This is a genomic window from Hydrogenophaga pseudoflava NBRC 102511 (genome assembly GCF_001592285.1).
GTDB classification, from domain to species: Bacteria; Pseudomonadota; Gammaproteobacteria; order Burkholderiales; family Burkholderiaceae_C; genus Hydrogenophaga; species Hydrogenophaga pseudoflava.
Window position 1 is genome coordinate 385,176 of sequence record NZ_BCWQ01000001.1, and the last position, 13,681, is coordinate 398,856.

Below are 13,681 nucleotides of genomic sequence, written 5' to 3' on the forward strand. Positions count from 1 at the left end.
GAGGTATGGCCCATTCCTCAAACACCCCCTTGCCCGGTTTCGCCACCGATCCCACCCGCTACCTGTTCTTCACGGGCAAGGGCGGGGTGGGCAAAACCTCGCTGTCCACCGCCACCGCCATCGCGCTGGCCGACGCCGGCCGGCGCGTGCTGCTGGTCAGCACCGACGCCGCCTCCAACCTCGACGAGATGCTGGGGGTCCCGCTGTCCAACCAGCCGGTGGCGGTGCCTGGCGTGCCGGGGCTGCAGATGCTCAACATCGACCCCGACAGCGCCGCCGAGGCCTACCGCCAGCGCGTGCTGGCACAGCTGGAGGCGGGCGCCAGCGACGAGGAGCGCGCAACGGTGCGCGAGCAGCTCTCGGGCGCCTGCACCACCGAGATCGCCGCCTTCGACGAGTTCGCCGCGCTGCTGGCCGGCGAGGCGACGGACGGGCACTTCGATCATGTGGTCTTCGACACCGCGCCCACCGGCCACACCCTGCGCCTGCTCAGCCTGCCCAAGGCCTGGAGCGGTTTCCTGGCCGGCAACGACCGCGGCGCCTCCTGCCTGGGGCCGCATTCGGGGCTGAAGATGCAGGAGACGCGTTTCAATGCCGCGCTGCGGGCCCTGAGCGACCCGTCGCTCACCACCGTAGTGCTGGTCACGCGGCCCGACCCACGCCCCATGCAGGAAGCCGCGCGCACCTCGGACGAGCTGCGACAGCTCGGGCTGGCGAACCAGCGGCTGGCCATCAACGGCGTGTTCCACGCCAGCGATCCGGCCGACCGCGTGGCGGCGTCCATCGAAGCCCTGGGCCGCGAGGCGCTGGCGCAGCTGCCCGGGGCGCTGGCCGCACTCCCGCGCGATGAGGTGCCGCTGCGGGCCTTCGACACCGTCGGCCTGCCCGCGCTGCGTGCGTTGCTCGGTGGCGGCCCGGCGCCGGACGTCGTGCCCGCCGCGGGCGCCACCGAACTGCCGGCCGGCTCGCTGGCCGCGCTGACCGACGAACTGGCCGCGGCCGGTCACGGGCTGATCATGGTCATGGGCAAGGGCGGCGTGGGCAAGACCACCATCGCCGCCGCGCTGGCGGTCGGCCTGGTGCAGCGTGGCCACAGCGTGCACCTGACCACCACCGACCCAGCGGCCCACGTGGCCGAGGCGCTGAGCGGCGGCCTGGACGGCCTCAAGGTCGGCCGCATCGACCCGAAGGCCGAGACCGCCGCCTACATCGACAAGATCATGGCCACGCGCGGCAAGGACCTCGACGAAGAGGGCCGGGCCCTGCTGCTGGAGGACCTGCAGTCGCCCTGCACCGAGGAGGTGGCGGTGTTCCACGCCTTCAGCCGCGTGGTCAATGAGGCGCGCACGTCCTTCGTCGTGCTCGACACCGCACCCACCGGCCACAGCCTGCTGCTGATGGACGCCACGGGTGCCTACCACCGCCAGATGACGCGGCAGTACGAGGGCATGGCGAATGCCAAGCACATCATCACGCCGCTCATGCGCCTGCAGGACCCGGACACGACCAAGGTCGTGATCGTCACCCTGCCCGAGGTCACCCCGGTGAGCCAGGCGGCTGCGCTGCAGGACGACCTGCGACGCGCGAGCATCGAGCCCTGGGCCTGGGTCATCAACAAGAGCATTGCCGCCACCGGCACCACCGACCCGCTGCTGCAGGCGCGTCTGGCAGGCGAAGCCCGGCAGACAGCGCGCATTGCCAACGGGCTGGCAAACCGCACCTTTGTGCTGCCCTGGTTGCCCCAGGCACCGGTGGGTGTGGCGGCGCTGGGCGCCCTGGTGGCGCCGGGCCTCTGAGCGTCAGAGGCCGTCGTCGGCGGGGGGCTGCGGCTTGGGCCTGAACAGCAGGCCGACACCAAAGGCCAGCGCGTCCGCACCCATCGAGCACAGGCGCATCACCAGGGCCACGCCCAAGGCGGTTTCCAGCCCGATGGCCGGCCCCATGAGCTGGATCATCACCGCCTCGCGCACGCCGATGCCGCCCGGCGACCCGGGCACCAGGAAACCGGCCGTCCACGACACGGCAAACAGCAGGACCATCTCCAGCAGGTTGATCTCGGGGTGCTGGAACAGCTCGGCCGCCAGCAGCTCCACCACGGCGCCGAGCACGACGAAGGAGAAGGCGATCAGGCCGGCCACGCTCATGGCCGTCAGCAGCCGGGGTTCGGCCAGCAGCTGGCCGCGGCCGAGCTTGCGGCTGAGGCCCGGCAGCAGGCGGTTGACCACCTGCACCGCCAGGAAGGGCGCGATCAGCATGGTGACGGCGACGGCGGCCAGATAGCCCGGGTGGCTGGTGTCGACCAGTCCCTCGTGCAGGTCGTTGACCACGAACAGCAGGGCCGCCACGGCGAAGATGCCGCTGATGCCCAGCACCCAGAAGGTTTCCATGGCCATGGTGGCGATGGTCTTGCCGGCCGGGATGCCGGCCTGGCTGCCCAGCAGCACCCGGCCCGCGAAGTGGCCCACGTTGCCGGGCAGGTACTTGCCCATCTGCGAGACGGCGATGATCTGCAGCGCCTGGCCGTAGGGCAGCTTCACGCCCTGGTCCCGCAGCAGCAGCTGCCACATCAGCGCGATCAGCGGCACGCTGGTGAGGCAGCCCAGTACCGCCAGCGCGATGACGCCGGCCGCCGACCAGCCCCATTCGATCGGCGGCAACTGGTGGAGGTTGTCCCAGAGGTGGAAACCGAAGTAGCCACAGGAGGCGAGCAGCAGGGCCAGCGCCAGCCCGCGCAGAAGCCAGTAGCGGGCGGATCGGGAGGGACGGGGCGCGGCTTCCCCGTTGAGGGTGGACGCAGAGGCGTGGGTCATGTTCTGCGTTCTGCACAGAGTTGGAAGAAGCCCGGGATTTTACTGGGGGGTGTTCCCACGATCCGGCACCGCGCTCAGGCCGTGGGCGGACTGTTCGAGGCGAGCAGCTCCCGCAACCAGCGGTGGGCGGCGTCGTCCTGGTGGCGGCGGTGCCAGATCAGGTACATCGGCAGCGGCGGGCAGGGCACGGGCACCTCGCAGCTGCCGAAACCCGCCATGAAACGCCGGGCCAGCAGCGAGGGCGCGGTGGCCAGCAGCGGGCTGCCGCGCAGGAAGGCCGGCAGGGCGCCGAAGCCCGGCACCATGACCGCAAAGCGGCGGTGCAGGCCGCGGGCTTCGAGCGTGCGGTCCAGGTGCAGGGTGCGCCGGGGCTCGTAAACCACGGTGATGTGGTCGGCCGCGAGGTAGTCCTGGACCGTTGTCGGTGCCGTGCGCACGCTGGCATCGAAATAGACCACGTAGCGGTCCTCGAACAGGCGCTTCTGCACGATGTCGCTGCCCTCGGGCGGGCGTGGGCTGATCGCCAGGTCGCACACGCCATCGCGCAGCATCTCCAGGCTCGGCACGTCGGACGGGATGATGCGCAGCGCCAGGCCCGGCGCCTGCTCGCGCAGCCGCTGCGCCAGGGTCGGCAGCAGCACCTCGCGCTGGAAGTCGTTGGCTGCGATGGTGACCGTGCCCTTCCAGCGCGCCGGGTCGAAGGCGCCGCTCTGCGCAAAGCCCTGCAGCTGGCGCAGCAGCTCGCGCGCCTGCACCGCTAGCCCCGCCGCGCGGGCCGTGGCAACGATGCCGCGCCCGCTCTTGACGAACAGCGCGTCGCCGGTGATGGCGCGCAGCTTGTCCAGCTGGTGGCTCACCGCCGACTGGGTGACGCCCAGGGACTGCGCCGCGCCGGTGATGCTGCCCGCCTCGACGACGGCCACCAGCAGCTGCAGCAGGCGCGCGTCGAGGTCTGACCAATCGAAATCACTCATGTGTTCGATGATCATTCATCTGTTTATCTTTGGCAATGCGGGCGGAATACTCCGGCTTGACCGACGTCAATCCACCCCACGCAGGAGACAGATGTGAGCAAGACCATCCCCGGCACCACGCCGTTCGACGGCGACGCGGCCCAGAAGGGCTACGCGCTGAACAAGATGTGCTTTTCCTTCAACCACAAGGCCAACCGCGACGCGTTCGTGGCCGATCCCGAGGCCTACATGCAGCAGTACGGCCTGAACGAACAGCAGGCCGAGGCGATCCGTTCCAAGCAGGTACTGGCCCTGATCGCGGCCGGCGGCAACGCCTACTACCTCGCCAAGTTCGCCGGCATCTTCGGCCTGGACATGCAGGACATCGGCGCCCAGCAGACGGGCATGACCAAAGATCAATTCAAGGCCAAGCTCGTTGCTGCCAACGAGCAGTGCTGAACCAGGAGACACCCCCATGGCACAACTCATCGGTGGCCTGGCCACATCGCACATCCCCGCCATCGGCGGCGCCATCCACAAGGGCAAGCAGAACGACCCCTACTGGAAGCCCTTCTTCGATGGCTTTCCGCCGATCCACCAGTGGCTGGGCAAGGTCCAGCCCGACGTGGTGGTGGTGTTCTACAACGACCACGGCCTGAACTTCTTCCTCGACAAAATGCCGACCTTCGCCGTCGGTGCCGCCGCGACCTACAGCAACGCCGACGAGGGCTGGGGCATCCCGACGCTGCCGCCGATCCCGGGCTGCCCGGACCTGTCGTGGCACCTGATACGCGAGCTGATCGCCAAGGAGTTCGACATCGTGACCTGCCAGGAGATGCTGGTGGATCACGCCTGCACGCTGCCGTTCAAGCTGTTCTGGCCCGAGCACGAGATCGCACCGGTGCAGATCGTGCCGATCAACATCAACACGGTGCAGTTCCCGCTGCCGACCGCGAAGCGCGTCTACAAGCTGGGCAAGGCGGTGGGGGAGGCGATCCAGAGCTGGGACAGCGACAAGCGCGTGGCGGTGATGGCCACGGGTGGTCTGTCGCACCAGCTGGACGGCGAGCGCGCGGGCTTCATCAACAAGCAGTTCGATCTGCAGTTCCTGGACAGCATGGAAACGAACCCGGAGTGGGCGACGCAGTTCAGCGATCTGGAGCTGGTGGAGAAGGCGGGCACGCAGGGTGTGGAGCTGCTGATGTGGCTGGCGATGCGGGCGGCGCTGACGGTGGCCGGCTCGGGTGTGCGCAAGGTGCACAGCAATTACCACATCCCCATCTCCAATACCGCGACCGGGGTGCTGGCGCTGGAGACGGTCTGACCTGTTGTTCCTGTCGCCGAGTCGAAGAGGGGCCTTTGTGGCCCCTTTTTCATGCCTGCTTGTGTGGTGTGGTTCGGCGCGCACGGGTGCCCTGCGCCGCTCATGTCCCCCGGCGGCCTGCGGCCGCCTCCTCCTTTACTTCGCTCTGCAGGGCACCCGCACACGCCGAACCGGCGAGGTGATGGCGCACCACCATTGGCGAGCCGAAACCTTGTGGTGCCTGAAGCGTCGGGTGTCCGCGCAGCGAAGTAAAGGAGGAGAACCGGCGCAGCCGGTTCGGGGGACATGAGCGGAGTCGGATACCCGGCGATTCAGGCGCTGGCCAGCCAAGGTGACGTGACAAAAACAAAACGGGAGCCCGAAGGCCCCCGTTCTGAAGAGTGAATCGCTGAAAGGAATTACAGCGAATCGATGAAGCTGCGGAGCTTGTCCGAACGGCTCGGGTGCTTGAGCTTGCGCACCGCCTTCGACTCGATCTGACGAATCCGCTCACGCGTCACGTCGAACTGCTTGCCCACTTCTTCCAGCGTGTGGTCGGTCGACATCTCGATACCGAAACGCATGCGCAGCACCTTGGCCTCGCGCGGCGTCAGGCTGTCCAGGATCTCCTTGACCACCTCGCGCAGACCAGCCTGCATCGCGGCTTCGATCGGCGCGGTGTTGGCCTGGTCCTCGATGAAATCGCCCAGGTGCGAATCGTCGTCGTCGCCGATGGGGGTTTCCATCGAGATCGGCTCCTTCGCAATCTTCATGATCTTGCGGATCTTGTCCTCGGGCATCTCCATCTTCTCGGCCAGGATGGACGCGTCGGGTTCGAAGCCGTGTTCCTGCAAATGCTGGCGGCTGATGCGGTTCATCTTGTTGATCGTCTCGATCATGTGCACCGGGATGCGGATGGTGCGCGCCTGGTCGGCGATCGAGCGGGTGATGGCCTGGCGGATCCACCACGTGGCGTAGGTCGAGAACTTGTAGCCGCGGCGGTATTCGAACTTGTCCACCGCCTTCATCAGGCCGATGTTGCCCTCCTGGATCAGGTCCAGGAACTGCAGGCCACGGTTGGTGTACTTCTTGGCGATGGAGATCACCAGGCGCAGGTTGGCCTCGATCATCTCTTTCTTGGCGTCGCGCGAATTGGCCTCACCCTCGTTCATCCGCTTGTGGATGTCCTTGAGGTGGGACAGCGGCACCACCACGCTGTTCTGGATCGTGATCAGGCCCTGCTGGAGTTCCTGGATCGGCGGGATGTTGCGTTCCATCACCACGCTCCAGGGCTTGCCGGCGGCGGCCTGCTTCTCGACCCACTTGAGGTTCAGCAGGTTGGCCGGGAAGTCGGCGATGAACTTTTCCTGCGGCATGCCGCACTTGTCCACGATGATGCGGCGCAGCTCGCGCTCCTTCTTGCGCACCTCGTCGACCTGGCCGCGCAGCGTGCTGCACAGCTTCTCGATCGCCTTGGCGGTGAAGCGGATGGTCATCAGCGTTTCGGTGATGGCCTGCTGGGTCTTGATGTACGACGGCGTGCCGTAGCCTTCCTTGTCGTAGATCTTGTGCAGCTTCTCGAACAGGTTGCGCATGGTGTCGAAGCGCTCCAGCGCCTCGCGCTTGAGTTCTTCGAGCTTGCGCGTCAGGGCCTTGGATCCGCCCTTGCCATCGTCGTCGTCGGCCTCGTCGTAGTCGTCGAAGTCTTCTTCGGCCACGTAGTCGTCGGCCGCATCGGCGTCGGCGAAGCCGTCCACCACAGTGGAGATGACGACCTTGCCTTCACGGATCTCTTCCGACATGGCCAGCAGCTCGGCAATGGTGGCCGGGCTCTCGCTGATCGCGGCCATCATGTCGTTGAGGCCACCTTCGATGCGCTTGGCGATCTCGATTTCGCCTTCGCGGGTCAGCAGTTCCACCGTGCCCATTTCGCGCATGTACATGCGCACCGGGTCGGTGGTGCGACCGAATTCGCTGTCCACGGTGGACAGGGCGGCTTCGGCTTCCTCTTCCGCTTCCTCTTCGGTCGCTGCGGTGGGGCCGGCGTTGGACAGCAGCAGCGTTTCGGCATCCGGCGTCTGTTCGTAGACCGCCACGCCCATGTCGTTGAGCAGCGAGACCACCACTTCCAGCGTCTCGGCCTCGACCAGCTTGTCGGGCAGGTGGTCGTTGATTTCGCCGTGCGTCAGGTAGCCGCGCGTCTTGCCCAGCTTGATCAGGGTCTTCAGGCGTTCGCGGCGCAGCTTGGCTTCTTCTTCGGACAGGACGGTTTCGTCCAGGCCGAATTCCTTCATCAGCGCGCGCTCCTTGGCCTTGCTGATCTTCATGCGCAGCGGCTTGACCTTCTCGGCCGGTGCCGCCGGGTCGGCGACTTCCTCAACGACTTCTTCGACCAGATCCTCTTCGATGTCGCTCAGGTCGGCATCGTCCAGGTCGCTTTCTTCCTTGGCGGCGGCTTTGGGCTTGCGGCCGCGCTTGGCGGCCGGCTTGTCGGCCGCGGCCTTGGCGGGGCGGCCGGGCTTTTTCTTGGCTGGTTCGTCGGCGTCGACAGTGTCGAGTTCTTCGGCTTTGGTCTTGCCGGCCTTGGTCGTTTTGGCGGCCGGCTTGGCGGCGGTCTTGGCAGGGGCTTTGTCGGTCACGGGGACGGGGGCTTTCTTCTTGGGCTCCGGGGCGGCGGCCTTGGCGGCGGGCTTCTGGGCGGCTTTGGTGCTGGGGGCAGGCGTACTGGCTTTCTTCGCGGGCATGGGAACCTCAAAAAACGTCAGGAAAGATACCGGCTGAGACACACAAAAATCGCCAGAATTCCGCCTATCTGGGCGCAAATCCGGTGGTTTTTGTCGGGCGAATCAAACACTGGGGCCCGCACTTCGCCGGGGAAGGGCGGGCCTGCAAGCTGTGTGGGCGAACATTTGGTGTGCAGTCCTTGCGGGGTTCCGTCGGGCCGGGGGCGCCGAGGTGGCCGGGATGTCTGTATCCGAAACCCCTGTGCTGGGGGGTGGCCGGTGCCGGAGGTGCTGCTGTCGCGCTTGCGGTGCAAAACACTCAATTATACCGCTGAGCCTGGTTTCAGTGCCTTGATGCGTTCATTGATCTCCCGCAGGCGCTCGCGGGCCTCCGGGTCGGTGGTGGCCTGGAGGGACAGCGCCTGGCTCTGGCGCATCAGTTCGTCCCGGCGCAGCAGGTCCATCACACCGGCCAGCTCCTCCAGTTCGGACGCCGAGTCGGCGGCGATGGTGGCCTGCTCCACCTCCGCGCAGACATAGGCCTCGAACGCTTCCCCGCGCAAGCCCTCGCGCAGCGCCGCCCAGGGCTGCGGGCCGTGCTCGTGCAGCTGTGCCTCCAGCCAGGCGAATACGGGGCCGTGGGGCGCTGGCAGGTGGGCCAGCATGGCATGGTCGTCGGCCGAGAGGCTGTCCCAGGCGGCGGCGTTGGCCAGCAACAGGCCCACGGCCCGGTCCGTGCGGCTTTTGCTCGCAGTCTGACGGCCCAGCATGCGCGGCGGCGGTGGTGGGCCTTTGCGCCAGTTGCTGCGGCCGCTGCCGCCGGTCCAGGTGCCACGGCTGGCGGACCCCGGCGGGGGGCTCCATGCCCCGGGCGGTTTCTGGGGTGAGGGGGCAGGGGAGAAGCCCGCATGATGTGCCACTCCGTCGTCGACGGGCGGTTGCGGCCCGTGTGCGGTGGGCGGCTGGCGCTCTTCCCGCGGCCGGCGCGGCCCGCGTTCGTCCCGTTGCCAGAGCTGCTGCAGGTCGGGCGTGCCGATGCCGATCTGCTGGGCCAGCTCGGCCAGCAGCTGTCGCTTGAGCGCACCCTCGGGCAGGGCGCTCCACAGCGGCCGCGCCTGGCTGGAGAGGCGGGCACGGCCCTCGGCGCTGACCAGATCGCAATCGGTGCTGGCCGCGTCGACCAGGAACTTCGACAGCGGCACCGCCTGCTTGACGAAATTTGCGAATGCGTCGGCACCATGTTCACGGATGTAGCTGTCCGGGTCGTGCTCGGGCGGCAGAAAGAGGAACTTCACGCTGCGCGTGTCGGTGGCCAGTGGCAGGGCGGCGTCCAGCGCCTTGCGGGCGGCGCGGCGGCCGGCGGCGTCGCCGTCGAAACTGAACACCACGGCGTCGGTGAAGCGGAACAGCTTGTGCACATGGTCGGACGTGCAGGCCGTCCCCAGCGTGGCCACGGCGTTGGCAAAACCCAGCTGCGCCAGGGCGACCACGTCCATGTAGCCTTCGGTGACCAGGGCATAGCCGTGCTGGCGGATGGCGGTGCGGGCCTCGAACAGGCCATACAGCTCCCGGCCCTTGCTGAACACCGGCGTCTCGGGCGAGTTCAGGTACTTGGGTTCGCCCTTGTCGAGCACGCGGCCGCCGAAGCCGATGCACTCGCCCTTGACGTTGCGGATCGGGAACATGATGCGGTCGCGGAAACGGTCGTAGCGCTTGGCCTCGCCGTCCTGGCCTTTTTCATCTTCATGCTCGATCACCAGGCCCGACTCGACCAGCAGGGGCTCGCTGTAATCCGGAAACACGCCCGCCAGGTGGCGCCAGCCTTCGGGTGCGTAGCCCAGGCCGAAGGTCTTGGCGATCTGGCCCGACAGGCCCCGACCCTTGAGGTAGTTCACCGCGCGCGGCGAGGCCTTGAGGTCTTTCTGGTAAGCCTTGGCGGCTTTCTCCAGCACATCGGTCAGGGTGGCCTGCTTCTGGCGCTGCTGGGCGGCGCGTTCGCGGTCCTGCGGCGATACATCGTCCTCGGGCACCTGCAGGCCAACCTGCTGTGCCAGGTCCTTCACCGCCTCGACGAAGTTCATGCCCGCGTGTTCCATCAGGAAGCCGATGGCGTTGCCGTTGGCCCCGCAACCGAAGCAGTGGTAGAACTGCTTGGTCGGGCTGACGCTGAACGACGGCGACTTTTCGCCGTGGAACGGGCACAGCCCCATGAAGTTGGCGCCGCCTTTCTTCAGCTGGACGTACCGGCCCACCACATCGACCACGTCGACGCGGTTGAGCAGTTCCTGGATGAAAGATTGCGGTATGGCCACAGGGCTATTCTCTCGCAAGCCCTTTCTGAACACGGAGAACCGCATGACCAGCATCTACGACCAGGACCTGCCCCGCAACGAAGCCAATTTCGCGCCGATCTCGCCGCTGTCTTTCATTGAGCGCACCGCCGAGGTCTACCCGGACCGGCTGGCCATCGTGCATGGCGGCTTGCGCCAGACCTGGGCCCAGACCTACGCCCGCACCCGCCAGCTGGCCAGTGCGCTGCAGAAAGCCGGCATCGGCAAGAACGACACCGTGGCGGTGATGCTGCCCAACACGCCGCCGATGGTGGAGGCGCACTTCGGTGTGCCCATGGCCGGCGCGGTGCTCAACGCGCTCAATACCCGGCTCGACCCCGAAGCCATCGCCTTCATGCTCGACCACGGCGAAGCCAAGGCGGTGATTGTCGACCCCGAGTTCGCTGGCACGATGGCCAAGGCGCTGAAGCTGCGCACGCGAACCGAGCCGCTGCTGGTGATCGACGTGCAGGACGCGCTGTTCACTGGCGAGAGCCAGCCCATCGGCAGCACCACCTACGAGGCGTTCATCGCTGGCGGTGACCCGGCCTTTGCCTGGCAGCTGCCGGGCGACGAGTGGGACGCCATCGCGCTGAACTACACCAGCGGCACCACCGGCAACCCCAAGGGGGTGGTCTACCACCACCGCGGTGCGGCCATGAACGCGATCAGCAACATCCTCGAATGGGACATGCCCAAGCATGCGGTCTACCTCTGGACCCTGCCGATGTTCCACTGCAACGGCTGGTGCTTTCCCTGGACGGTGGCGGCGCGCGCGGGTGTCAACGTCTGCCTGCGCCGGGTGGAGGCGCAGACCATCTTCGACCTGATGCGCGCGCACGGCGTGACGCACTACTGCGGCGCGCCCATCGTGCAGGGCCTGCTGGTGAACGCACCCGCCGCAATGAAGGCCGGCATCCCATCGGGCATCAAGGCCATGGTCGCGGGAGCCGCGCCGCCGGCCTCGATGATCGAGGGCATGGAGCAGATGGGCTTTGACCTGACGCATGTCTACGGCCTGACGGAGGTCTACGGCCCCGCCACGGTCTGCGCCAAACACGACAGCTGGAATCAGCTCGACATCGGCGAGCGCGCCCGGCTGAATGCGCGCCAGGGCGTGCGCTATCACCTCGAGCGCGACGTGCGCGTGCTCGACCCGCAGACGATGCAGCCGGTGCCGCTGGATGGCGAGACCATGGGCGAGATCATGTTCAAGGGCAACATCGCCATGAAGGGCTACCTGAAGAACCCGAAGGCGACGCAGGAGGCCTTTGCGGGCGGCTGGTTCCACAGCGGCGACCTGGCGGTGCAGTACGCCGACGGTTATTTCAAGATCAAGGACCGCAGCAAGGACATCATCATCTCGGGCGGCGAGAACATCTCGTCCATCGAGGTCGAGGACGTGCTTTACCGCCACCCCGACGTGCTGGCTGCTGCCGTGGTGGCGCGGCCCGATCCGAAGTGGGGCGAGACCCCTTGCGCCTTTGTGGAGCTGAAATTCGGCGCGCACACCACGCCCGAGGACATCGTGAAGCACTGCAAGCAGCACCTGGCCGGGTTCAAGGTGCCGCGTTACGTGGTGTTCGGCGAACTGCCCAAGACCAGCACCGGCAAGATCCAGAAGTTCGAGCTGCGCAAGCAGGCGGGGTCGGCCAGCGCGATTGACGTTTAGTCACCTGCGACCACGCCCTCGCGCCGCGGGTCGGCGCCGCCCAGCCAACGGCCATCGGGTGCCCGCTGAATCGCCTGCAGCCCGCTGGGCATCGGCGTCTCGCTGACCGTGTGGCCCCTGGCTTGCAGGGCCTGCACCGTCGCAGCCGGAAAACGGCCCGCCTCCAGCATCACCGGCCCGCCCAGCGTACCGAAGTTCGGCAGGTCGATCGAGGCCTGCGGCGACAGACCGCCGCCCAGCGTGCCCAGCAGTGTCTTGGCCGTGAAGTGAATGATCAGTGCACCGCCCGGGCTGCCCGCGCTCATCAGCAACTGGCCCGTGGCCTTGTCGAACACCAGCGTCGGCGACATCGACGAGCGCGGCCGCTTGCCGGGCTCCACGCGGTTCGCGATGGGCTGGCCTTGCGCGTCGGTGGGGGCGAAGCTGAAGTCGGTCAGCTGGTTGTTCAGCAGGAAGCCGCCGCTGCGGCCCTGGCCGGTGTTCACCATCAGCCGCGACCCGAAGCCGGCCTCGATGGTGGTGGTCATGGCCAGCGCGTTGCCGAAGCGGTCGGTGATGCTGATGTGGCTGGTGCCGTATTCGGGCTGGTCGGGCATGGGCGCATGGGCCAGGGGGGCGCCGCCGGGCCTGCCAGGGCCGACCTGCGGTGCGCGGGCCGGCGTGATCAGGCGCGCGCGGTCATCCAGGTAGCGTGCATCCAGCAAGCTGTCCCAGCGGCCGGCCGGGGCGGCCACGAAGTCCGGGTCGGCCAGGTACTGTGCGCGGTCCGCGAATGCCAGGCGCGAGGCCTCCATGTAGGCGTGCAGCCAGTCGGCACCTGGTGTCCCGGTCAGCGGTGCGGCGCCCAGCGGCGTGCGGGCCAGCAGCCCGAGGATCTGTCCGACCGCGATGGCGCCCGAACTCGGGGGCGGGAAGCCGCAGATGCGCAGCGCCTTCGCCGCCGCGGTGTGGTCCATGCACAGCGCTTCGCGCTCGCGGGGCTGGTAGCGCGCCAGGTCGTCCGCCGACAGCGTGCCCGGCGCTTTTGGATGCCGGCGCACCTTGTCCACGATGGCTTGCGCCACCGGGCCTTCGTGCAGCGCCCGGGGGCCCTGCGCCGCGATGCCGCGCAGCACCGCCGCCAGCTCGGGATTCTTCAGCACATGGCCGACCGGGTGCGGCGAGCCGTCTGGCTGGTAGAAGTAGGCCGCGGCCACCGGGTCGGCCTTGAGCGCACTCTCGGCCGCCAGCAGCGTGTGCAGGCGCGGACTGACGGCAAAGCCCTGCTCGGCCAGCACGATGGCGGGTTCGAACAGCGCCGCCCAGGGCAGGCGGCCGCGCTGGCGGTGGGCGAGGGCGAGCATGGCGACTGCGCCGGGTGTGCCCACGGAAAGGCCGGAGGCGACCGCGTCCATGAAGGGCAGGGGCTTGCCGTCGCCGGCCAGGAAGAGTTGTGGCGTGGCGCCGGCGGGCGCGGTCTCGCGCCCGTCAAAGGCCTGCACGCGGCGGCCGTCGTGGTGCAGCAGGAAGGCGCCGCCGCCGATGCCGCTCGATTGCGGCTCGACCAGGGTCAGCACCATCTGCACCGCCACCGCGGCGTCGACCGCGCTGCCACCGGCGCGCAGTATCTGAAGACCCGCCTCGGCGGCCAGCGGGTTGGCCGCCGCCACCGCCTGCTGGCTGAACACCCAGCCGGGTTTGGCCTGCAGGCCGGAAGCCAATTCGGGCTGTGCCGGTGACGATGCCACGCCGGTCGACCGGTGCGTGTCCGCCGATCCGGCACAGGCCGCCATGATCGCGCCGATGGCAAGGACCAGCACGCGATGCCCCGTCCGTTTCGTGCACTCTTTCATGAAGTGGTCCATTTTGTAACTTGATGTTGCAGATACTTGCCCGAGGTCAATCCGGCTG

Annotated in this window: 9 protein-coding genes; 4 read left to right on the plus strand and 5 right to left on the minus strand. The window is 67.9% G+C overall.

The features are described 5' to 3' along the window. Window positions 1–5: 5 nt before the first annotated feature. Window positions 6–1,796 carry an arsenical pump-driving ATPase gene (arsA, locus tag HPS01S_RS01905; RefSeq protein ID WP_066150393.1) on the plus strand — a complete coding sequence of 597 codons (1,791 nt, stop codon included), beginning with the start codon at window positions 6–8 and terminating at the stop codon, window positions 1,794–1,796. A gap of 3 nt (window positions 1,797–1,799) precedes the next feature. Here the strand turns inward: arsA and HPS01S_RS01910 are convergent, their stop codons facing one another. Beyond that, window positions 1,800–2,810, minus strand: coding sequence for a lysylphosphatidylglycerol synthase transmembrane domain-containing protein (locus tag HPS01S_RS01910; RefSeq protein ID WP_066150395.1), 1,011 nt, complete (start codon window positions 2,808–2,810; stop codon window positions 1,800–1,802). 74 nt (window positions 2,811–2,884) lie between these two features. Beyond that, window positions 2,885–3,784 (minus strand): LysR family transcriptional regulator, encoded by a 900-nt coding sequence (locus tag HPS01S_RS01915; protein ID WP_066150919.1) that lies wholly within the window; start codon window positions 3,782–3,784, stop codon window positions 2,885–2,887. Between the two features lie 93 nt (window positions 3,785–3,877). Here HPS01S_RS01915 and HPS01S_RS01920 point away from each other — a divergent pair, with 93 nt between their 5' ends. Together HPS01S_RS01920 and HPS01S_RS01925 are read left to right on the plus strand one after the other, a co-directional pair. Beyond that, entirely contained in the window at window positions 3,878–4,222 is a 345-nt protein-coding gene (locus HPS01S_RS01920; RefSeq protein ID WP_066150398.1) for a protocatechuate 4,5-dioxygenase subunit alpha, read from the plus strand. Between the two features lie 16 nt (window positions 4,223–4,238). After that, the gene (locus HPS01S_RS01925; RefSeq protein ID WP_066150401.1) at window positions 4,239–5,087 is read left to right on the plus strand and encodes a class III extradiol dioxygenase family protein; all 849 of its coding nucleotides are present in this window, start codon (window positions 4,239–4,241) and stop codon (window positions 5,085–5,087) included. A 398-nt stretch (window positions 5,088–5,485) separates the two neighbouring features. Here the strand turns inward: HPS01S_RS01925 and rpoD are convergent, their stop codons facing one another. Further along, a complete protein-coding gene (gene rpoD, locus HPS01S_RS01930) occupies window positions 5,486–7,810 on the minus strand; it encodes an RNA polymerase sigma factor RpoD (protein WP_066150403.1) in 2,325 nt (774 codons plus the stop codon). A 302-nt stretch (window positions 7,811–8,112) separates the two neighbouring features. Next, complete coding sequence (gene dnaG / locus HPS01S_RS01935; protein ID WP_066150405.1) at window positions 8,113–10,101, minus strand: DNA primase; 1,989 nt, start codon at window positions 10,099–10,101, stop codon at window positions 8,113–8,115. A gap of 43 nt (window positions 10,102–10,144) precedes the next feature. Between dnaG and HPS01S_RS01940 the strand changes: the two genes are divergently transcribed. Further along, entirely contained in the window at window positions 10,145–11,791 is a 1,647-nt protein-coding gene (locus HPS01S_RS01940) for an acyl-CoA synthetase (RefSeq protein ID WP_066150408.1), read from the plus strand. On the opposite strand, the gene HPS01S_RS01945 is transcribed toward HPS01S_RS01940, so the two are convergent. After that, the gene (locus HPS01S_RS01945; RefSeq protein WP_066150922.1) at window positions 11,788–13,623 is read right to left on the minus strand and encodes a gamma-glutamyltransferase family protein; all 1,836 of its coding nucleotides are present in this window, start codon (window positions 13,621–13,623) and stop codon (window positions 11,788–11,790) included. The two genes, HPS01S_RS01940 and HPS01S_RS01945, sit on opposite strands and share 4 nt — an antisense overlap. Window positions 13,624–13,681 lie beyond the last annotated feature (58 nt).